A 20,473-nucleotide genomic window follows, 5' to 3' on the forward strand; every position below is an offset into this window, starting at 1 on the left:
TCCGTCCTCATCCTGAGGAGCCCGCCCAAAGCGGGCGTCTCGAAGGATGGCCACAAGGGAAACCGCTTCCATATGCGATAGCGCTGCCTCAACGGGACAGGTGAAGCTTACTACTTCGCCCACTCGCCCTTGCGGAACACCGGGACCTTGCTGCCGTCGGCCAGAATGCCGTCGATATCGGTCTCGGCCGAGCCGATCATCCAGTCGATATGGATCAGGCTCTGGTTGCCGCCTTGTGCGGCGATCTGCTGCGGCGTGAGCTGGGCGCCGTTGACGAAGCACTTCGAATAGCACTGGCCGAGCGCGATGTGCGAGGCGGCGTTCTCGTCGAACAGCGTATTGTAGAACAACAATCCGCTCTGCGAGATCGGCGAGGAATGCGGCACCAGCGCCACCTCGCCGAGCCGGCGAGCGCCCTCGTCGGTGTCGAGCACCTTGTTGAGCACCTCCGCGCCGCGCGAGGCCTTGGCGTCGACGATCTTGCCGTCCTCGAAGCGCACCGCGATGTTGTCGATCAGCGTGCCCTGGTAGGAGAGCGGCTTCGAGCTCACGACATGGCCATAGACGCGGCGGCAATGCGGCGTGGTGAAGACCTCTTCGGTCGGGATGTTGGCGTTGCAGCTGATGCCGTTCTTGGACAGCGAGGCGCCGCCTTCCCATTCATGACCGTCGGCAAGCCCGATGGTGAGGTCGGTGCCAGGACCCGAGTATTGGAGCGCGCGAAAACGCTGGCCGTTGAGCCAGTTGGTGCGCTCGCGCAGCACCGCATTGTGGCTCGCCCAATTGCCCATGGCGTCTTCACGGTCGACGCGGGACGCGGCGAAGATCGCGTCCGCGAGCTTGCCGATTGCGACGTCCTCGGGATCATTGGGGAAGACCTGCCTGGCCCAGGACGGGCTCGGATAGGCGATGATGTTCCAGTTGGTGTCGAAATTGACGATCTTTTCCAGCGCCGGCTGATAGGCCATCGAATTGGCCTTGCTGGCGCGTGCGACCTTGGAAGGATCCTCGCCCGACAGCAGCATCGGATTGTCGCCGACGATGGCGAGCCGCGCGGTGTTGTCGGAGAAGGCCTTGGCCATGCCCTCGTAGAGCCAGCCGGCGGCGCGATCGAAACTGTTGTCGTGACCGTGGCGGTAGCGCGCCAGCGTCATCTCCTCGTCCGACAGGATCGGAGTCACGATGCCGGCGCCGGCCTTGTAGGCATGCACGGCGATCCGCCGCACCAGCGGCAGCGCGATCGCCGGCGCCGTCAGGAGCAGATCCTGTCCCGGCCGCAAGCCCAGGCCCACCTTCACCGCCACCTCGGCCAGCCGGTCGAGTTTCGCGGGATCGATGGGAGTGGCGGTGATGCGTTGATCGGTCATGCCGGGTCCTCTGCCGAAAGTCTCTCGTTCAATCTAAGCCTAGCATCGCGAGACACAAGTATGCGAGCGCCTTGCGGGACGGGAAAGATACGTGGTTTCACGCATCTTGGTTTTCAACGCGTTGAGGATCTCAGCACCCGGTCGACCATGGCGGGCGCAAGCCCGAGGTAATTTTCCGGTGAGGTGAGCGCCTCGATTGTGGCACGGTCGATGCGGCTCGATATCCGTGAATCTGCGGACAGCGCGTCGGCAAGGCTGATCCCCTTGTCGTTGGCCTCGCGGCAGGCGTCATAGACCACGTCATGCGCCTCCTGCCGCCCAATTTGCGGCGCGAGCCCCATCATGACCGCTTCGGCCACAATCAGGCCGCGGCTGACGGCGAGATTGTCGTTCATCTTCTTTTCGTCCACGATGAGGCCTGCGAGCGCGAACTTCGCCTGGTGCAGCGCGCCGGCGGCCAGCACGAAGCTTTCGGGGATCGCCATCCATTCGGCGTGCCAGGGGCCGGTGGCGCGCTCGAAATCCTGCACCATCGCGTCCAGCATCAGGCCGGCGTGCTGGCGCACCGCCTTGGACGCCGCAAGCATCAGTTCCGAGGAGATCGGGTTGCGCTTCTGCGGCATGGTCGAGGAGGCGCCGCGGCCCTTGACGAAGGGCTCGTAAACCTCGGCGAACTCGGTCGAGGCCATGATCATGATGTCGAGCGCGATCTTGCCGAGCGAGCCGGTGACGAGCGCGAGGAAGTTCACGGCCTCGGCAAAGCCGTCGCGCGCGACGTGCCAGGTCGAGGCGGGAACGCCGAGCTTCAGCTCGGCGCAGAGCGCCTCCTGCACCTCGAACCCCTTGTCGCCGAGCGAGGCCAGCGTGCCGGCGGCGCCGGCGAACTGTCCGACCAGGACGCGCGGCTTCAATTGCTCAAGGCGCCCGGCGTGGCGGTCGAACATCGCGAGCCAGATCGCGGTCTTGTAGCCGAAGGTGACCGGCAGCGCCTGCTGCAGATGGGTGCGGCCCGCCATCGGCGTGTCGCGATATCGCTTCGAGAGATTGGCAAGGATCTTGCGCAGCCCGGCGATGTCGCGTTCGACGATCTCGAGCGCGGCGCGCAGCTGCAGCACCACGGCGGTGTCCATGATGTCCTGCGTGGTCGCGCCCCAATGCACGTAGCGGCCGGCCTCGCCGCACTGCTTCACCATCTGGTGCACCAGGGGAAGGATCGGATAGCCGACGATGTCGGTCTCCTGCCTGAGCAGATCGAAGTCGAGCGCGGCGACGTCGGTCCGCGCCGCGATCGCCGCGGCGGCATCCTGCGGGATCACGCCGCATGCCGCCTCCGCCTTCGCCAGCGCCACCTCGACCTCGGCATAACGGGCGACCAGCGCGACGTCGGAAAACACCTCGCGCATCTCGGGCGTGCCGAAGGCGTCGCGGAACAGCATGGAGTCGAGCACGGTGGTCGAGGCGTGAAAAGCAGGCATGAGCGTTTCTTCGGGGCTGTTGTTCTGTATGCGGGCAGCTTACGCACGCCGCAGTGTTCGGCAATGGACATTCACCGTTCGTCACATGTTCGGTGGCACGCGATCATCCCGCACCCACGTGTCGAACCATGGGCTCCGTCATCCCCGCGCAACGGCGAAGCCGTTGTCGCTGGAGGCGCGAGTGGCGCGATGCAGCCGGGCCGTCGCCCTTCGAGGGCCGCTGAAGAAGCGGCCGCCTCAGGTTGACGGTGACAGATTGTGCGCTCGACGGGATCAGGCCCGGTTCGTAGTCCCGCGACAACCCGCCCGAACCCGCCAAATGCCAACTCAAGTTGTATTCACCCTCGAAATCCGCATGGCTGCCATCACGCGATTGTGGTGAACCGGGCAGGCCGCTCGGTAGACTCACGGACTTCAAGTCGAAATCCATTTTGATTTTTTTATTGCCCGATACCGCTGTGAGATCTGAGTTTCGCCGTGCAGTTTCTATTCCGGGATCACCTTCTCGACACTGACCTGCGCGAGCTGAGCCGCGAGCAGGTTCCCGTTGCCGTGGAACCGCAGGTTTTCGATCTCGTCGTCCATCTCATGGAGAACCGCGACCGGGTGGTCAGCAAGGACGAGCTGATCGACAAGATCTGGCACGGACGCAGCGTCTCCGAATCCACCCTGACCAGCCGCATCAACGCGGCCCGCAAGGCAATCGGCGACAATGGCGCGAACCAGGCGCTGATCCGTACCATCGCGCGCAAGGGATTTCGCTTCGTCGGCGACGTCGAGACCAAGCTCGGCGCGGTCGCGCCGGAGCTCGGCCGTTTCGTCCAGGCGCCGCAAGCTGTGCTCGCGCTGCCCGACCGGCCCGCGATCGCCGTGCTGCCCTTCACCAACATGAGTGGTGACCGCGAGCAGGACTATTTCTCCGACGGCATCAGCGAAGACATCATCACCGCGCTGTCGAAGCTGCGCTGGTTCTTCGTCATCGCGCGCAATTCCTCCTTCGTCTACAAGGGCCGTGCCGTGCACATCCAGGAGGTCGCGCGCGAGCTCGGCGTACGCTACGTGCTCGAAGGCAGCGTGCGGCGGAGCGGCGACCGGCTGCGCATCTCGGCCCAGCTCAACGACGTCTCGACCGGCAGCCATCTCTGGGCCGAGCGCTACGACCGCGAGCTTGCCGATATCTTCGCCGTGCAGGACGAGATCACCGAGGCGATCGTCGCCGCGATCGAGCCGCAGCTCTATGCCGCCGAGAGCTTTCGCGCCCAGCAGAAGCCGCCGGGCAGCCTCGACGCCTGGGGCCTTCTGATGCGAGGCCTGTCGCATTACTGGCGCATCACCCGCGAGGACAATGCGACGGCGCAGGGGCTGCTCGAGAAGGCCGTCGCGATCGACCCGGCCTATGGCAAGGCGCTGGGCCTGCTCGCGACCAGCCACATCTTCGGGGCGCATATGGGCTGGGCCGACATAGCCATGACCGTTCCGGTCGCCGAACGCGCGGCGCTCGCAGCGGTAGAGGCCGATCGCGAGGACGCGTTCGCCCATCTCGGCCTTGCCTATACCTATCTGTTCCGCCGCCGTTTCGACGACGCGCTGGCCGAGTTCGAGCTGGCCCTGCGGCTCAATCCGAACTTTGCCATGGCCCACGCCTTCTACGGCGTGACGCTGTGCTACGCGGGACGATGGCAGGACGGCGATGCCGCCGCGCGGCGCGCGCTGCGGCTGAGCCCGCGCGATCCGCTCGCGGCGATCTATTGCGGCGTTGCCGCCTACGCCCAGTTCATCGGCCGCAATTACGAACAATCCATGCAGATGGCGCGGGAATCGATGCGGCAGCGCGCCGATTTTGTCGGCGCCCATCGCGTGCTGAGCGCGGCCGCCGGCATGTCAGGAGATCCCGCGCTCGCGGCGTCCGCGCTGGAAGGCCTGCGCCGCACCCAGCCCGGGATCTCGCTCGCCTGGATTACGCGCGAATTGCCGATGCAGCGGCAAGAGGACCGCGAACATTATCTGGAAGGATTGCGGCGCGCGGGGATGAGGTGACGCCGCTCACCCTCCCCTGCAGGGCCCCTCCAGGGGAGGGTAAGAGCGAGCCTACTCCTGCATCATCTCGCCGCTGCCGCCGAATTCCGCCGGGAAGTCCTTCAGCTTGGGCAGGCCGTCGCGCATCGGCAGCACGGTCTCGGCGTAATTGACGTGGACGCCGGGCGTGAACGCGAGCGTCGGAATGGTGGCGGTGAAGACGTCGACGAGGCCGAGCGGCGGGTGATTGGTCATGAGATGGCCACCACACTTCCTGCAATATTTGCGCTGGCTGAGCGGCGTCTTGGCGAAGGTCTCGACATGCTGGGCGCCCTCGGTGATGCGCACGGCTTCGGGCTTCCACAGGCTGAAGGCGTTCACCGGTCCGCCGGACCAGGACCGGCAGGAGCGGCAATGGCAATAGCCCATCGCCTCCGGCGCGCCCGTGACCTCGACCGTGACAGCGCCGCAGAAGCAGTTTCCGACATGTTTCATTTGGGTCGTCTCCATGATGAAGGATCGATATCGCGTGTCGGCGCGCCATGCGTCCTCCTTTCGGTGGACGCATGGCGCGAGGCGGAGACTATACTGATCTGCGCCAGGGAATAAGCATCGACACCCGTTGTTTGTACTGCCGGTACTCGTCGCCGAAGAGATCGACGAGGTCGCGCTCCTCCAGCGCGATGCCGACGAAGATGTAGATCGTGGTCACGGCCGCGAACAGCAGATGTCCCGCCGTCATGACCGGCGCCGCCCAGAACGCGACGATGAAACCGAGATAGATCGGATGGCGAATGAACTTGTAGAGCAGCGGCGTCTTGAAACGCGGCGGCGCGGCTTCCCTGCCAACGAGATGATCGGTCACCTGATTCAAGCCGAACAACTCGAAATGGTTGATGATGAAGGTCGAGGTGAACACCAGCACCCAGCCCGCGAAGGACAGCGTGACCACCGTCACGGCAAGATCGGGGTTCTCGACCTCCCATATGACCGCCGGCAGCGGACGCCACTGCCAGAACAGGAGGAGCAATGACAGGCTCGCGAACAACACATAGGTCGAGCGCTCGACCGGCTTGGGGACGAACTGCGTCCACCACGCCTTGAATTGTTGGCGCGCCATCACGCTGTGTTGAACCGCGAACAGCGACATCAGCAGCAGATTGACGATGACCGCGCGAACGACGGGCGCTTCGGCTCCGGTGTCGATGGTCTTCGGCACCATCACCCCCATGACGAAGCCGATGGCGTAGAGAATGGTGACGAAAAAGACGAGATATGCCGCAATTCCGTACAGAAAGGCGATGAACCTGAAAATGCGTGAGCCCGCAACTTCCGGGCCGATGGAATGAACCTGGTGATCAAGTTGGGTCATAAAACGCTCCGTTGTGCCGAGGCATCGGCACTGTTTGGTCTTCGCACCTTGCCGGATCGGACGTCCCCCGGCTTTCGCGGAGGGTTGATTTTCGCCTGAGACGACTTTGATTTTTGCTTGAGACGACAGAAACGTGCGATTTTGCTTTGAAAACAACGTGCTGGACGGCGATCTGCGCGAATTGACCTGCGCCGGAGTGGCCGTGCCGTTGCAGCCGCAGGTGTTCGATCTGCTGCTTTACCTCGTCGCGGAGCGCGCCCGGGTGGTCAGCAAGGATGACCTGATCAGCCAGATCTGGAGCGACCGGATCGTCTCGGATTCCGCCCTGAACAGCCGCATCAACGCCGCGCGCAAGGCGCTGGGCGACGACGGCGCGACCCAGCGGCTGATCAAGACCATTCCGCGCAAGGGCTTTCGTTTCGTCGGCGACGTCAGGGAAGACGCGGCGGCCGCGCCGGCGCCCGCTGAACCCGCAACAGCGCGCACGGTGACGGACCGCCCGGCGATCGCGGTGCTCGCCTTCGAGAACATGAGCGGCGATCCCGCACAGGACTATTTTGGCGACGGCATCAGCGAGGACATTCTCACCGCGCTGTCGAAGCAGCGCTGGTTCATGGTGATCGCCCGCAACTCGTCCTTCACCTACAAGGGTCGCGCGGTCCACATCAGGCAGATCGCCGAGGAGCTTGGCGTCCGCTATATCGTCGAAGGCAGCGTGCGCAAGGCGGACAGCCGGGTGCGCATCACCGCACAGCTGAACGACGCCACGTCGGGCAGCCATCTCTGGGCCGAGCGCTACGACCGCGAGCTCGTCGACGTCTTCACCGTGCAGGACGAGATCACCAACGCGATCGTCGCGGCGATCGAGCCGCAGATCCACGCGGCGGAGAATTTTCGCAGCCATCGCAAGCCGCCCGCGAGCCTGGACGCCTGGGACCTGTTGATGCGCGCGCTGTCGCATTACTGGCGCGTGACCCGGCAGGACCACGAGGCCGCGAAGGCGCTGCTCGAGCGCGCGATCGCGATCGATCCGAATTACGGCCAGGCACTGTCGGTGCTGGCCGTGAACGACATGTTCGGCGTGCATCTCGGCTGGGCCGAGCTGGCCGCGGTGGCCCCGGTCGCGGAAGCCGCCGCGCTCAAAGCGGTGCGCTGCGACCACGAGGATGCCTGGGCGCATGCCGCGCTCGGCAGCGTCTACTTCTCGACCCGCAGGCTTGCGGACGCGTTGTCCGAGTTCGAGCAGGCCCTCGCGCTCAATCCGAACTTCTCGCTGGCGCAAGGCTATAGCGCGCTGGCGCTATCCTATGCCGGACGGTCGAAGGACGCCTTTGCTGCGGCGCAGAAGGCGATCCGGCTCTCACCGCGCGATCCGTCACTGGCGATCTATCATGGCATCGCCGCCTATGCGCGCTTCACCGAGCGGCAGTATGACGAAGCCATCGCGCTGGCGCGCGAGGCGATCCGCCACCGCGGCGACCTCACCGGCGCCTACCGCGTTCTCGCCGTTTCGGCCGGCATGATCGGCGACAGCGCGCTTGCAGAGATGGCACTCGGCGAGCTCCGCCGCACCCAGCCGAGCATCTCGCTGCAGTGGATCGCGACGCAGCTGCCGTGGGCCAGCGACGCCGATCGCGAGCACTATCTGGAGGGATTCCGGCGGGCGGGATTGCGGTGAGACCTCTTACCCTCCCCTGGAGGGGGAGGGTCGGCTCACATTGAGCGCAGCGAAATGTGAGACGGGGTGGGGTGACGGTCTCTCCCCATCCAACAGTGTCCGAGTGGAGAGATCACCCCACCCCGCTCGCGCTGCGCGCGATCGACCCTCCCCCTCCAGGGGAGGGTAAGAGCACAGCAATGCTAGGCGACGCTCTTCCGGCGCAGATGGACGATGACGTCGAGCCGCGCGATCTCGTGGCCGGGAAGCGCCTCGGGCATCCTGGTGAAGGCGAGGCCGTCGGCGACGTCGACCAGCATATCCTCGCCTTCGAGATAGAAGTGCGGGTGGACTGAGGTGTCGGTATCGAAGAACGACTTGATGCCGTCGGCCGCGATCCGGCGCAACAGGCCGGCTTCCGTGAACTGGTTCAGGGTGTTGTAGACGGTCGCGAGCGACAGATAGGCGTTCGCGGCCATCGCCTCTTCATAAAGGCTCTCCGCGGTGACGTGACGGTGGCCGCGCAAGAACAGCAACCGGCCGAGCGCCAGGCGCTGGCGGGTCGGCCGCAGGCCGGCATCGACGAGCAATTGCAGACAGCACTGCATGCCCTCATTCACCTCAGGTCCGGCGACATCGGGTCCGCTGTCGTCGCCCGCAGGGATATTCGTGGCGTGCATGTCCATCGATCGTCTCACGTCTGCAAGAATCAGGACGCGCAACTCGACATCCCGCCAGTTGCTATTCGATCGCAGAAGCGGCTGCCTGGCTTTGATCCGGATCAAATTTGGCACCGACCCGCCTCTGACGTATCGCAAGGCGGTCCGTTTTATTCCCAGCCAGAATGCGGAAACTGATGAGGCTCACATGTCCAGGCCGGTTCCCGACAAGGCAGAGGTCGCGCTCGAATATCCCGACAAGTTCTATGTCGGCACCTTCGAGCACTCATCCCGCTTCGAGGCGCGGCTCGATGGCAGCGGGGTTGCGCTCGTGCTGCAACATCCGGGCGCGGACGACGAACGCAAATCGGTGCATCTGCACATCAATTTCGGGCTGCTGGCCGGCATCCTGCGGGAGCTCGCCGGCAGCGTCGCCGCGATGCCCAAGGACGACATCGCGCATCGCGAGCAGCTCGCAGACGCGCTCGACGAATTGCGCCGGGCGCTGCGGACGCCCTGACGGTTACTTCGCTTTGACCTGGATCGGCTTCGGGGCCGGCACGGCCGCCCATTCCTTGTCGGCGCGTGGGCCGTTGAGGTCGCCGGTCAGCCCGACGAGCTGGCCGGGCAGAACGTCGAGGGTCTGTTGCCAGGTCTGGGTCTGGCACAGGAATTTTATGAGGCAGCCTTTCAGCTTCAAGCGATCGGCCGAATCGCGCCAAAGCGACACCGAGTAGAACTTGCCGTCCTCGGCATTATAGATGTCGCCGGCAAACCGTCCCGGCGCCCTGGCGCATTTGGCCGCAGGCGCGGATTTGGGCAGCGTCCGGTTGGAATTCGTTAACGACTACTCAGGCGCGCTTGCGCGGGGTTGCGGCCTTTGCCGCCGAGGCCGCTCCGGATTTCGCAGCACGCTTCGTGGCCGACTGTTCGAGGGCGTTCCACTGCCCGTCGTCGAGCAGACGCGCGAACAGCCGCTGGTGCTCGTCCTTGCCGAGCGGCGACATGCCGAACAACGAGCTCAGCAGCAGTCCCATCGCTCCGGCCCAGCGCAGCATCGCGAGATCAGGATCCCTGGCCTCCTCCCTGATCGCCGCCATCCTCTCCATCTCACGCTCGCGCGGCAGCGCCATCAGGCGGGGATTCTCGACCATGGCGGCAACCAGGGCCAGCGCGGCGGAATTCGGCGAGGTCGCCGCTTCCCTGATCGTGGCGATCTGGGTCGCCAGACTGGGGTTGGCCGAGGATGCGCTGACCTTCGCCAAATAGTGAGACGAGAACTCCTCGAAATGCGCCATCTGGCGCTCGAGCAATGCCTTCAGCACCGCCTCCTTGGTGCGGAACTGGTGCATCACCCCGCCCTTGCTGAGGCCGCTCTCGCGCGCGATCGCATCGAGCGTCAGCCGGCCGGGCCCGTCGCGCGCGATGATGGCGATGGCCGCTTCGAGCGCAGCATTGCGGGACCGTTCGGAGCGCGTGGCATTGTCCATGGCGGACTTGTCCCCGTGACAGAAGGATGAATCAAGTGGAAACAGGACGCGCTGTACATTTTTTGTGCGAACCCTGTCGAGACTTTCATCTTGCGGCGCCGAATGAGACTGTGTGAGCCTCGATGTCGGATGGGGACTGGGATGGGCCGGCCGTCGCTTTGCGCGCGAGGACGTCGCGAAGCGTTTGCGGCTGGCCGCGCTTGAGAAAGATACGATATGCCAAAACGAGTGTTGCTTGGTCTCCTCCTCGCTTGCGGCCTCACGGCCCCGGCGCTGGCGCAAGAGCCGAAAACTGGGGGTGTGATCAATGCCGTGATCCAGCCCGAGCCGCCCGGCCTGATGCTGGCGATGGTCCAGAACGGCCCGGTCCAGATGGTATCGGGCAACATTTTCGAGGGCCTGCTGCGCTACAGCCCCAAGCTCGAGCCGCTGCCGGAGCTTGCCGAAAGCTGGAGCGTCAGCGAGGACGCCAAGACCTACACCTTCAAGCTGAGGAAGGGCGTGACCTGGCATGATGGTAAGCCCTTCACCGCCGCCGACGTCCTGTTCTCGATGGAGATGCTGAAGCAGACGCATGCGCGTGCCCGCACCAATTTGGCGCAGGTCGACAAGATCGAGACGCCCGACGACTATACGGTGGTCTTCACGCTGAAGCAGCCGTTCGGTCCGTTCCTCGGCATCTTCGAGGTCGGCTCGATGCCGATCGTGCCGAAACATCTCTATGAAGGCACCGACTGGAAGACCAACCCCTACAACAACGCGCCGGTCGGCACCGGCCCCTTCATGTTCAAGGAGTGGCAGAAGGGCTCGTTCATCCGCCTGGTCAAGAACCCGAACTATTACGAGAAGGGCAAACCCTATCTCGATGAGATCTACTGGCAGATCATTCCCGACGCCGCGGCGCGCTCGGTGGCGTACGAGACCGGCAAGGTCGACGTGCTGCCCGGCGGCTCGGTCGAGAATTTCGACGTGCCGCGGCTGTCCAAGCTGAAGGACACCTGCGTTACCGGCGCCGGCTGGGAGTTCTTCTCGCCGCTGGCCTGGCTATGGCTGAACAACCGCCAGGGTCCGCTCGCCGACAAGCGGGTGCGGCAGGCAGTCATGTATGCGATCGATCGCGATTTCGCCAAGGACGTGATCTGGAACGGGCTCGGCAAGGTCGCGACCGGCCCGTCCGCCTCGACCATCAAGTTCTACACCGATGACGTGCCGAAATACCCTTACAATCCGGCCAAGGCCAAGGCGCTGCTGAAGGAAGCCGGCTACAAGGGCGAGAAGATCCGCCTGCTGCCGCTCGCCTATGGCGAGACCTGGCAGCGCTGGGGTGAAGCCGTGAAGCAGAACCTCCAGGACGTCGGCATGAACATCGAGACGATCGCCACCGACGTTGCCGGCGGCAACCAGAAGATCGGCGACTGGGACTATGACATCGCCTTCACCTACCTCTACCAGTATGGCGATCCCGCGCTCGGGGTCGGCCGCAACTATATCTCCAGCAACATCGCGAAGGGGCAGGTCTTCAACAACGTCGAGGGCTACTCCAACCCGGAGATCGACAAGCTGTTCGCTGACGGCGCGACCGCGACCCCGGATTCCAAGCGCAAGGAGATCTACGACAAGGCGCAGAAGATCCTGGTCGAGGACGTGCCGGTGGCCTGGATGCTGGAGCTGCAGTTCCCGACCATCACGCGCTGCAAGGTCAAGAACCTGATCACCACGGGGATCGGGGTCAATGACGGCTTCAAGGACGCATGGCTCGACAAGTAAGGGCGTTCCTTCCTTCACCTCTCCCCGCTTGCGGGGAGAGGTCGAATGTGCGCATGGCGCACATTCGGGTGAGGGGGAGTCTCCACGAGTCCAACTGCTGATATCCTCGCGGAGAGTCCCCCTCACCCCAACCCTCTCCCCGCAAGAGCGGGGCGAGGGAGCGCACCACCCCAGTGGCTCCAGGTCACGCTACAAGATATGACTCACTAGATGCTCTCCTTCGTCGCTCAGCGTGTCGTGAAGGGCGTGATCGTCCTGCTCGCGATCGTCGTCCTCAATTTCTTCCTGATCCGGCTCGCGCCCGGCGACCCCGCGATCGTAATGGCGGGCGAGGCCGGCGCCAGTGACCAGATCTTCGTCAAGCAGCTCCGGGAGAAGTTCGGCCTCGACAAGCCGCTGCCCGAGCAGCTCTTCATCTACGTCAAGGGCGTCGCCACCCTCGACCTCGGCTTCTCCTTCCGCCAGCAGGCGCCGGTCGCCAGGCTGATCGGCGAACGGCTGCCGGCAACGCTGCTGCTGACGCTGACCGCCTTCGCGATCTCACTCGTGCTCGGCATCCTCTTCGGCACCTTCGCGGCACGCTTTGCCGGAACCTTTCTCGACACCGGCATCACCGTGTTCGCGCTGATCTTCTACGCCATGCCGATCTTCTGGGTGGCGCTGATGGGCATCCTGCTGTTCTCGGTCACCATGGATTGGTTGCCGAGCTTCGGTTACGAGACGGTCGGCGCCAACCTCACCGGCCTTGCCCATGCGGTCGACGTCGCAAAGCACCTGATCATGCCGGCGATGACGCTCGGCCTGTTCTTCATGGCGACCTACACCCGCATGACGCGCGCCTCGATGCTGGAGGTGAAGCGGCTCGACTTCGTCAAGACGGCGCGCGCGAAGGGCCTCGCCGATGCCGTGATCCAGCGCCGCCACGTGCTGCGCAACGCGCTGCTGCCGGTCGTGACGCTTGCCGGCGTGCATTCCGGCACGCTGATCGGCGGCGCCGTCATCACCGAGACCGTATTCGCCTGGCCCGGCATCGGCCGCCTGATGTACGACGCGCTGCTGCAGCGCGACTACAATCTGCTGCTCGGCGTCTTCGTGATCTGCTCCGCCATGGTCCTGATCTTCAACCTCATCACCGACCTCGTCTATCGCCTGGTCGATCCGCGCATCGAATACGCCACATGAAACAGTTCTGGAAATCGATGCTGAAGAGCCCCAGCGGCGTCATCGGCCTCATCATCCTCCTGCTCGCGATCTCGGTTGCCGTGTTCGGACCGATGCTGTTCCCGAACTCGCCCTGGCGCATGGTGCAGCGGCCGTTCCTGCCGCCCTTCACGCTTTCGACCGTGCCGCTCGGCACCGATGCGCTCGGCCGCGACGTGTTCGCCGGCATGATCTTCGGCGCCCGCGTGTCGCTGCTGGTCGGTCTCGTCTCCACCCTGGTCGCGCTGGTCGTCGGCGTTCCCATCGGCGCCATGGCCGGTTATTTCGGCGGCAAGGTCGACGACGCCCTGATGCGCTTCACCGAATTCTTCCAGACCATCCCGAGCTTCGCGCTCGCGATCGTGCTGGTCGCTATCCTGCAGCCTTCGATCTATTCGATCGTGGCCTCGATCGCGGTGGTGAGCTGGCCACCGGTCGCCCGCCTCGTGCGCGGCGAGGTGCTGTCGCTGCGCACGCGCGAATACGTCCAGGCCGCTGTGGTCACCGGCCAGAGCAACAGCTGGATCATCCTGCGCGAGATCCTGCCCAACGCGCTGTCGCCGGTGATCGTGCTGGCCTCGCTGATGGTGGCGACCGCGATCCTTTTGGAATCCTCGCTGGCGTTCCTCGGCCTCGGCGATCCCAACCTGATCTCCTGGGGCTACATGGTCGGCGCCGGCCGCACCGTGATCCGCCAGGCCTGGTGGATCACCGTCTTCCCCGGCGTCGCCATCCTGATCTCGGTGCTCGGACTGAACCTGATCGGCGAAGGCCTCAACGACGCGCTCAATCCGCGCCTGTCGCGCGAGGGCCGCTGATGATGACCGCGCCGCCCGCCGTCTCGATCAAGAACCTGCAAATCGCGTTGCCCAAGGGCGCCGAGCGTCCCTTCGCCGTCGACGGCGTCTCGCTGGACCTGCGGCCCGGCAAGATCGTCTGCGTCGTCGGCGAATCCGGTTCCGGCAAGTCGATGTGCGCGCATGCGCTGATGGGCCTGTTGCCGGACACGGTCTCGGTCGCCTCCGGCGAGATCCAGTTCGAAGGCCGCGACCTGCTCAAGCTCGACGACGACGGCTGGCGCGATTTGCGCGGCCGCCGGCTCGCGATGATCTTCCAGGAGCCGATGACCGCGCTCAATCCGTTGATGCGGATCGGCGACCAGATGGCGGAGATGTTCGAGGCGCACGGCCTGCTGACGCCCAAGGAGCGGCGCGCCAAGGCCCTGTCGCTGGCGCGCGAGGTCGGCCTGCCCGACCCCGAGCGCATCGTGCGCGCCTATCCGCACCAGCTCTCCGGCGGCCAGCGCCAGCGCGCCATGATCGCGATGGCGCTCGCGCTCGAGCCGGCCGTGCTGGTCGCGGACGAACCGACCACCGCGCTCGACGTCACCACGCAGGCGCAGATCCTGAAATTGATCCGCAATCTCCAGCGCAACCGCAACATGGCGGTGATGTTCATCACCCATGATTTCGGCGTGGTCGCCGACATCGCCGACCAAGTCGTGGTGCTCCGGCATGGCAAGGTCGTCGAGGAAGGTCCGGCCTCTGCCGTCTTCAACGAGCCGCAGCACGACTACACCAAGGCATTGCTCGCTGCCGTGCCGTCGATGGATCCGCCGGTGCGCGAGGCGCTCGACGAGCAGGCCAGGGCCGTCGAGGTGATCGGGCTGGACAAGACCTACGTCACCTCGGGCGGCTGGTTTCGCGAGGACCGCCGCGTTGATGCGGCGCGCGGGGTCAACTTCAACATCCTCAGGGGCGAGACGCTCGGCCTCGTCGGCGAATCCGGCTCCGGCAAATCGTCGGTGGCACGCCTCGTCATGCGGCTGATCGAAGCCGACCGCGGCACGGTGCGGATCGGCGAAACCGATCTCACCTCACTCTCGGGCAAGGCGCTACGCGCCGAGCGCCACCGTATTCAGATGATCTTCCAGGATCCGTTCGCCTCGCTCAATCCCCGCCGCAAGATCGGCCACATCATCACCGACGGCCCGATCGCGGCCGGCACCGATCCGAAGGTCGCCTTCGACCGCGCCCGCGATCTCTTGAAGATGGTCGGCCTGGATGCCGGCGCACTGGAACGCTATCCGCACGAGTTCTCCGGCGGCCAGCGCCAGCGCATCGGCATTGCGCGCGCGCTCGCGCTCGAGCCCGAGATCATCGTCGCGGACGAAGCGGTCTCCGCACTCGATGTCTCGGTGCAGGCGCAGGTGTTGAAGCTGCTCGAGGACCTCAAGGCGCGCCTTGGCCTGTCGATGCTGTTCATCACCCACGACTTACGCGTCGCCGCCCAGATCTGCGACCGCATCGCGGTGATGCAGCGCGGTGCCATCGTCGAGTTGAAGCCGACCGCACAACTCTTCGCCGCGCCCGAGCATGTGTATACGCGCGAGCTGCTGGCGGCAGTGCCGGGGCGGAAGGAGCGCGCGCCGGCAGCGTAAGCGGCTGGTCGTCGTTCATCGACCTTCGTGATGGTTCCAAAAACTTGCACGCTCCAGCAGTCGAAACAAATTCGATCCAGCAGCATTTGCTTCGTGGACCATCGTTGCCGATGGCAGCAAGGAGTAAGTCGACACCAGCAATCGTTCGCGCGCCGGCGAGATCCGTACAACGAGTGTGACGTAGTGAACGGATTCACAACCCGGCGTGTGAGACACACCGGGGAAGTTGGGTTCTTTGGGACGCGGTCACGCGCTTTTTATCCGTCGTGATCAGATACGCCGCTTCATAGCCGAAGGCGGCACCTTAGATGACCATTGAATGATCAACGTCATCTCATGACGGACTCATAAACTGATATTCGGAGCCAACATGGGCGAAGTTATTCGATTTGTCTCGAAATCCGAACGCGAGCGAGCACGCCTCATCGCGGAGGCTCGCGCCATCTACGACAGCATCTTCCCACCGGCCGATCCGGCCAACGAGGGGCAGGACAAGCCGGCGATCGGTCGCCCGTTCATCGGCCGCGAGAGGGGTAATCTGTCGTGATCAAGATCATTGCCGTACTCTGCAGCCTCGCCTCTCCGACCAATTGCCACGAGCAGATCGTCACCACCTCGGACTTCGCACAGGTCTCGGTGCAGTCCTGCCTGATGGGCGCGCCGCAGCTCGCCGAATGGATGAACCAGCATCCGGCCGAGCGCCTGGCGGCATGGCGCTGCGTGATCGGTCAACAGACCGGCCGCGGGATCTAGGCGCGGACGCCCGCTTTCGGTGGCTTCGCGCCTCGGCGTGATCGCCCTTGACTGAAAAGCACATCTCGAGCCGGGGACGGCGCGAGCAAAGCGGTGACGACACTCCATTGCCCGCACGGGCGCGCTTATCTCGTGGTGTTGCTCCAGGTCGGAACCGCGTTGGTCACGCCGACCGACGGCCAATTGTACGACCCGATCGACGGCGCCGTAACCGTGCCGACTGTCTGTCCCGACGAGCCGTAAGCCGCCCTGGGCTGAGCTGCTACCGGCGCCCCGGCACCGCTATAGGTCGGACCCACCACGGTTGTGTTGTAATAATGTCTGCTCGAGCGGGCCTTCTTCGCTTCAGCCGCGAAGGGAGCAGCAAGCAGTCCGGCAGTGATGAGTGCGGCGATGGCGAGCCTGGTGTTGGTCATGGCTGATCCCTCCTCGCTGGGGTGCCCCTTTCGTCATCTGATCATGCATCGGAAGATTTCCATAGGCCTCTCGTTCATAACTCCGTGCGCGCGCGAAGGTGCCGCAGCGGGGCGCGCCGCCTTCGGATGGACCCGAATCAGCGCTAGTGCATGGCCTGAACGACTTCCTGGACGCGAGTGACATGACCGGCCCTGAACTGAAGCAGCTTCGCAGCGACCTCTCCGACGTCATCGAGCGCAAGCTGACGGCAGCCGATATGGCGAGGCTCTGTGGCTTGCCGGAGAAGGGCGGGGCAGACACGATCCGGCGCTGGGAGGTGAGCGGCCCGACGCCGTCGGCGACCAAGGTGCTGCGCGTGCTCGCGATGGCGAGCGAGCGCTATCCGATCCTGGAGAAGTTCGACATCTTCGATCGTCACGACGTGCGCGAGGAGGACCGGCCTGCCAAGCGCGCAGCGTTCCGCGCGCAAATGCGCGACGAGGTACTGCGGCGTCTTGGTTAACGAAACACGCGCGCAAGCTCACCAGCCGCGCAGAATTAAGCCTTCCTTCAGCATTTCTTAAGCTGCCATTAAGCACAAAAATCAATTGCAGCCCAATAAGTTAGGCTGGCTGCCGCTGTGCCACGGATGTGACAGCATTTTCGTCAAAAGCAAGCTATCTGCAAAACCAACGACGGCGCGAAAGAGCGCGCCTGCCGGGGACCTTACGTGTTGGAGTTCAAGACTATGAAGAAGATTCTGTTTGCGACCGTGGCGCTGCTGGTGGCGGGCGCTGCCGCGCCGGCCGTCGGTGCCGATCTCGGTAACCGCAACTACTACAAGACGCCGGCGCCGGCCTACGTCGCGCCGATCTATAACTGGACCGGCTTCTACATTGGTGGCCATCTCGGCGGCGCCTTCTCCAGCGACAACAATTTCAACGGCCTTTCCACCGGCAACAACGGCAATGGCCGTTTCCTCGGCGGCGTGCAGGTCGGTGCGGACTGGCAGTTCAACCCGAACTTCGTGGTCGGCGTCGAAGGCCAGTATTCCTGGCTGTCCGGCAGCGTCGGTGCGGTGTTCCCGGGCGGCGTCGCCTACACCAATGATCAGCGTGGCCTCGGCTCGATCACCGGCCGCGTCGGCTACACCTGGGGTCCGGGCCTCGTTTACGTGAAGGGCGGCTACGCCTATTCCGACAACAACGAGAAGGTGACCGTAGGCGGCGTGCCGACCGCTTTCGTCATCACCGGCGACCACCGCAACGGCTACACCGTCGGCGCCGGCCTCGAATACATGTTTGCCCCGAACTGGTCGGCCAAGGCCGAGTACCAATACTACAATTTCGGCGACGCGAGCTTCACCGGCGGTCCGCTGGCGGGCACCGGCAGCTTCACCACCGACGACCACACGGTCAAGGCGGGCCTCAACTACCGCTTCAACTGGGCGAGCCCAGCGGTCGCGCGCTACTGATCGGCTGGCAAAACCTCAATCCGACCAAGGGCCGGCGATCTCGCCGGCCCTTCTTTTTTCGCTGTGCGGAACCAACGCAAGCGATTGCACCAATTGCGATTTTTTTAACCGGCCCTGCCGATACTGCCCGCCACAAAACAGAAGCAAGAGCGTGGGGGAATTTCGATGGCGATCCGTCTGGGCGTTGGCCGTTTGCTTGGTCGATCCAAGCCTCGTTTCAAAAAGCCACAATGGGGCGTGCGCGGTAGCCTGTTTGCGGCCTTCGGCGTGATTGCGGGCATGGGCCTCGTGATCGCAGCCGGCGCCGGCCTCGCGCTGCAGAATCTCGGCGGACGCATGACGGAACTGAGCGGGCGGGACATTCCGCGCCTTGCTGCCAGCCTGCAATTGTCGGCCCTGAGCGCGAGCCTTGCCGCACAGGGACCTGCCCTGCTTGCGGCTCAAAGCGAGGAAGCCCTGAACGAGCGCACCAAGAAGCTCAGGGAATTGCAGGAGCAGACGCAGCAGAAGCTCAACGAGATCATCGAGCTCGGCGGCGACAAGGCTGTCGTCTCCGGACTCAGCGAGACGATGAAGAGCATTAACGAGGCGGCCCAGAGCCTGGCCAAGGCCGCCCGCGAACGGCTGGACATCGCGGCCCTCCATGACAAGCAATATGACGTGCTGCGCAGCGCCCAGGGCGCCTTCGTCGGCGCGGCCAGTCCGGCGATGCTGGACGCGCAGACCCGGGTCAACGCCATTCTCGGCTCGGCAAATCTGTCGGCCGAAGATGCCACCGAAGCCGCGCAGACCGTCGGCCAGCTCGGCAACGTCGTTGCCAGCGGCAATCTCGCAGCCGCCGACATGAGCGCGGCGTTGTCGGCGAGCACGAGCGATAAGCTCGACGACATCCAGAAGGAGTTCAAGACGGCACAGGGACGCCTGCGGTCCAACCTCGATCTGCTGCCGGACAATGAGGGCAACAAGATGCTGCGTGCGACGGCGGAAAAGCTGCTCGCGCTCGGCACCGGCAAGACCGGCGTGTTCAATCTGCGCGAGAAGGAGCTCGACTCCATCGACTATGGCCAGACCATCCTGGACGAGACACGCAAGCTCAATGTCGGCCTCGGCATCAGCGTGCAGCAGCTTGTCGACGGCGTGCAGAAGGAGACCAACGCCTCGACCTTCCAGGCGCGGCAGGAGATTTCGCTCGCCACAACGGTCATGCTGGGGCTGGGCGCGCTGATGCTGGTCGGCTCGGCCCTGTTCGTCTGGCTCTATGTCGGCCGCAATATCCTGCGCCGGATCACCGGTCTGCAGCGCGCCATGCAGCAGCTCTCGGCCGGCGACCTCGACACCGAGATCGCGCGCTCGAAGCACAATGACGAGATCGGCGCGATGACCGACACGCTGACCGTGTTCCGCGGCAGCATGGTCGAGGCCCGCGCGCTCGCCGGCGAGCAGGACAAGGATCGGGTCGCCAAGGCCGAGCGCGCCGCACGCATGGAAGCCAGGATCGCCGAGTTCGAGGGCACGGTGCGCTCCGCGCTCGACAATCTGGCGCAATCGGCCAATTCGATGCAATCGACCGCGCAGAGCATGTCGACTACCGCCGATCAGTCCAACGCACTGGTGAACGCGGTCGCCTCCGCCGCGGAAGAGACCTCGGTCAACGTGCAGACGGTATCGTCAGGCACCGAGCAGCTGTCGTCCTCGATCGAGGAGATCAGCAAGCAGGTCGTCACCTCGGCCGCGATCGCCAGGAAGGCGGTCGACGAGGCCGGCGCCACCGACACCACGGTGCAGAGCCTCGCCGACAGCGCAAGCCGCATCAGCGTCGTCGTCGACCTGATCCAGACCATCGCCTCCCAGACCAACCTGCTCGCGCTCAACGCCACCATCGAGGCGGCGCGCGCGGGCGAGGCCGGCCGCGGTTTCGCGGTGGTCGCCTCCGAAGTGAAGAGCCTCGCGAGCCAGACCGCGAAAGCGACCGAAGAGATCCGCTCCCAGATCGCCAGCATGCAGCAGGTGACGACCTCCGCGGTCGGTGCGATCCAGGGCATCGGCCGCATCATCGGCGAGATCAACGACGTCACCACCACGATCGCAGCCGCGGTCGAGGAACAGGGCGCGGCCACCCGCGAGATCGCCCGCAACATCCAGCATGCGGCCGGCGGCACCAGCGAGGTCTCCAGCAACATCGTCGGCGTCTCCACGGCGTCCGCCGAGGCCGGCGCGGCGGCAAGCGAAGTGCTGGGCGCCTCCGACGCGCTCCGCCGCGAGGCCGACATGCTGCGCGGAGAGATCGACGCGTTCCTCAACAACATGCGGGCGGCCTGACCGTCATTCGGGGGCGGCGCGCAGCGCCGACCCCGGAATCTCGCGCTACAATCTCCGGATTCTCAGGTGCGCAACCGCGCACCATAGT

19 protein-coding genes and 1 pseudogene are annotated in these 20,473 nt (G+C 64.8%); 12 read left to right on the forward strand and 8 right to left on the reverse strand.

Going from position 1 to position 20,473, the window contains the following annotated elements; translation table 11 throughout:
* Positions 1-110 precede the first annotated feature (110 nt).
* Together GGD63_RS26345 and GGD63_RS26350 are read right to left on the reverse strand one after the other, a co-directional pair.
* Positions 111-1,367 carry an aminopeptidase gene (locus tag GGD63_RS26345; protein WP_183246076.1) on the reverse strand — a complete coding sequence of 419 codons (1,257 nt, stop codon included), beginning with the start codon at positions 1,365-1,367 and terminating at the stop codon, positions 111-113.
* 113 nt (positions 1,368-1,480) lie between these two features.
* The gene (locus GGD63_RS26350; RefSeq protein ID WP_183246077.1) at positions 1,481-2,842 is read right to left on the reverse strand and encodes an adenylosuccinate lyase family protein; all 1,362 of its coding nucleotides are present in this window, start codon (positions 2,840-2,842) and stop codon (positions 1,481-1,483) included.
* 477 nt (positions 2,843-3,319) lie between these two features.
* Here GGD63_RS26350 and GGD63_RS26355 point away from each other — a divergent pair, with 477 nt between their 5' ends.
* Entirely contained in the window at positions 3,320-4,879 is a 1,560-nt protein-coding gene (locus tag GGD63_RS26355; protein ID WP_183246078.1) for a winged helix-turn-helix domain-containing protein, read from the forward strand.
* A 51-nt stretch (positions 4,880-4,930) separates the two neighbouring features.
* Here the strand turns inward: GGD63_RS26355 and GGD63_RS26360 are convergent, their stop codons facing one another.
* The gene (locus GGD63_RS26360; RefSeq protein ID WP_027573325.1) at positions 4,931-5,353 is read right to left on the reverse strand and encodes a GFA family protein; all 423 of its coding nucleotides are present in this window, start codon (positions 5,351-5,353) and stop codon (positions 4,931-4,933) included.
* Positions 5,354-5,441: 88 nt separating this feature from the next.
* A complete protein-coding gene (gene mddA / locus GGD63_RS26365) occupies positions 5,442-6,230 on the reverse strand; it encodes a methanethiol S-methyltransferase (RefSeq protein WP_183246079.1) in 789 nt (262 codons plus the stop codon).
* A 133-nt stretch (positions 6,231-6,363) separates the two neighbouring features.
* Between mddA and GGD63_RS26370 the strand changes: the two genes are divergently transcribed.
* A complete protein-coding gene (locus GGD63_RS26370) occupies positions 6,364-7,908 on the forward strand; it encodes a winged helix-turn-helix domain-containing tetratricopeptide repeat protein (protein ID WP_183246080.1) in 1,545 nt (514 codons plus the stop codon).
* Positions 7,909-8,090: 182 nt separating this feature from the next.
* On the opposite strand, the gene irr is transcribed toward GGD63_RS26370, so the two are convergent.
* Positions 8,091-8,573 carry a Fur family transcriptional regulator Irr gene (gene irr, locus GGD63_RS26375; RefSeq protein ID WP_183246081.1) on the reverse strand — a complete coding sequence of 161 codons (483 nt, stop codon included), beginning with the start codon at positions 8,571-8,573 and terminating at the stop codon, positions 8,091-8,093.
* 181 nt (positions 8,574-8,754) lie between these two features.
* Here irr and GGD63_RS26380 point away from each other — a divergent pair, with 181 nt between their 5' ends.
* Entirely contained in the window at positions 8,755-9,066 is a 312-nt protein-coding gene (locus tag GGD63_RS26380) for a hypothetical protein (protein WP_183246082.1), read from the forward strand.
* A gap of 3 nt (positions 9,067-9,069) precedes the next feature.
* On the opposite strand, the pseudogene GGD63_RS26385 reads toward GGD63_RS26380, so the two are convergent.
* Positions 9,070-9,339, reverse strand: a pseudogene (locus tag GGD63_RS26385) (DUF2147 domain-containing protein); the annotation flags it as partial.
* Between the two features lie 58 nt (positions 9,340-9,397).
* Complete coding sequence (locus GGD63_RS26390) at positions 9,398-10,036, reverse strand: TetR/AcrR family transcriptional regulator (RefSeq protein WP_183246083.1); 639 nt, start codon at positions 10,034-10,036, stop codon at positions 9,398-9,400.
* Positions 10,037-10,252: 216 nt separating this feature from the next.
* On the opposite strand from GGD63_RS26390, the gene GGD63_RS26395 reads away from it, so the two are divergent.
* The 6 genes from GGD63_RS26395 (at position 10,253) to GGD63_RS26420 (ending at position 16,196) form a co-directional block, all read left to right on the forward strand.
* Positions 10,253-11,803: an ABC transporter substrate-binding protein gene (locus tag GGD63_RS26395; protein ID WP_183246084.1), complete on the forward strand. Its 1,551-nt coding sequence runs from the start codon at positions 10,253-10,255 to the stop codon at positions 11,801-11,803.
* 210 nt (positions 11,804-12,013) lie between these two features.
* On the forward strand, positions 12,014-12,985 hold the full coding sequence (locus GGD63_RS26400; protein ID WP_183246085.1) for an ABC transporter permease: 972 nt from the start codon (positions 12,014-12,016) through the stop codon (positions 12,983-12,985).
* Entirely contained in the window at positions 12,982-13,821 is an 840-nt protein-coding gene (locus tag GGD63_RS26405) for an ABC transporter permease (RefSeq protein ID WP_183246086.1), read from the forward strand. The genes GGD63_RS26400 and GGD63_RS26405 overlap by 4 nt, the downstream gene beginning before the upstream one ends.
* A 2-nt stretch (positions 13,822-13,823) precedes the next feature.
* Complete coding sequence (locus GGD63_RS26410) at positions 13,824-15,443, forward strand: ABC transporter ATP-binding protein (RefSeq protein ID WP_183246311.1); 1,620 nt, start codon at positions 13,824-13,826, stop codon at positions 15,441-15,443.
* Positions 15,444-15,813: 370 nt separating this feature from the next.
* On the forward strand, positions 15,814-15,990 hold the full coding sequence (locus GGD63_RS26415; RefSeq protein ID WP_183246087.1) for a hypothetical protein: 177 nt from the start codon (positions 15,814-15,816) through the stop codon (positions 15,988-15,990).
* Positions 15,987-16,196: a hypothetical protein gene (locus tag GGD63_RS26420; RefSeq protein ID WP_183246088.1), complete on the forward strand. Its 210-nt coding sequence runs from the start codon at positions 15,987-15,989 to the stop codon at positions 16,194-16,196. The genes GGD63_RS26415 and GGD63_RS26420 overlap by 4 nt, the downstream gene beginning before the upstream one ends.
* A gap of 125 nt (positions 16,197-16,321) precedes the next feature.
* On the opposite strand, the gene GGD63_RS26425 is transcribed toward GGD63_RS26420, so the two are convergent.
* On the reverse strand, positions 16,322-16,612 hold the full coding sequence (locus GGD63_RS26425) for a hypothetical protein (RefSeq protein WP_183246089.1): 291 nt from the start codon (positions 16,610-16,612) through the stop codon (positions 16,322-16,324).
* A gap of 182 nt (positions 16,613-16,794) precedes the next feature.
* Here GGD63_RS26425 and GGD63_RS26430 point away from each other — a divergent pair, with 182 nt between their 5' ends.
* The 3 genes from GGD63_RS26430 to GGD63_RS26440 all read left to right on the forward strand — a co-directional run bounded on the left by GGD63_RS26430 (position 16,795) and on the right by GGD63_RS26440 (position 20,385).
* Positions 16,795-17,115: a hypothetical protein gene (locus GGD63_RS26430; protein WP_183246090.1), complete on the forward strand. Its 321-nt coding sequence runs from the start codon at positions 16,795-16,797 to the stop codon at positions 17,113-17,115.
* 225 nt (positions 17,116-17,340) lie between these two features.
* On the forward strand, positions 17,341-18,066 hold the full coding sequence (locus GGD63_RS26435; protein WP_183246091.1) for an outer membrane protein: 726 nt from the start codon (positions 17,341-17,343) through the stop codon (positions 18,064-18,066).
* A gap of 165 nt (positions 18,067-18,231) precedes the next feature.
* The gene (locus tag GGD63_RS26440; protein ID WP_183246092.1) at positions 18,232-20,385 is read left to right on the forward strand and encodes a methyl-accepting chemotaxis protein; all 2,154 of its coding nucleotides are present in this window, start codon (positions 18,232-18,234) and stop codon (positions 20,383-20,385) included.
* Positions 20,386-20,473: the final 88 nt, after the last annotated feature.

This window comes from Bradyrhizobium sp. cir1, assembly GCF_014198245.1.
Classification (GTDB): Bacteria; Pseudomonadota; Alphaproteobacteria; order Rhizobiales; family Xanthobacteraceae; genus Bradyrhizobium.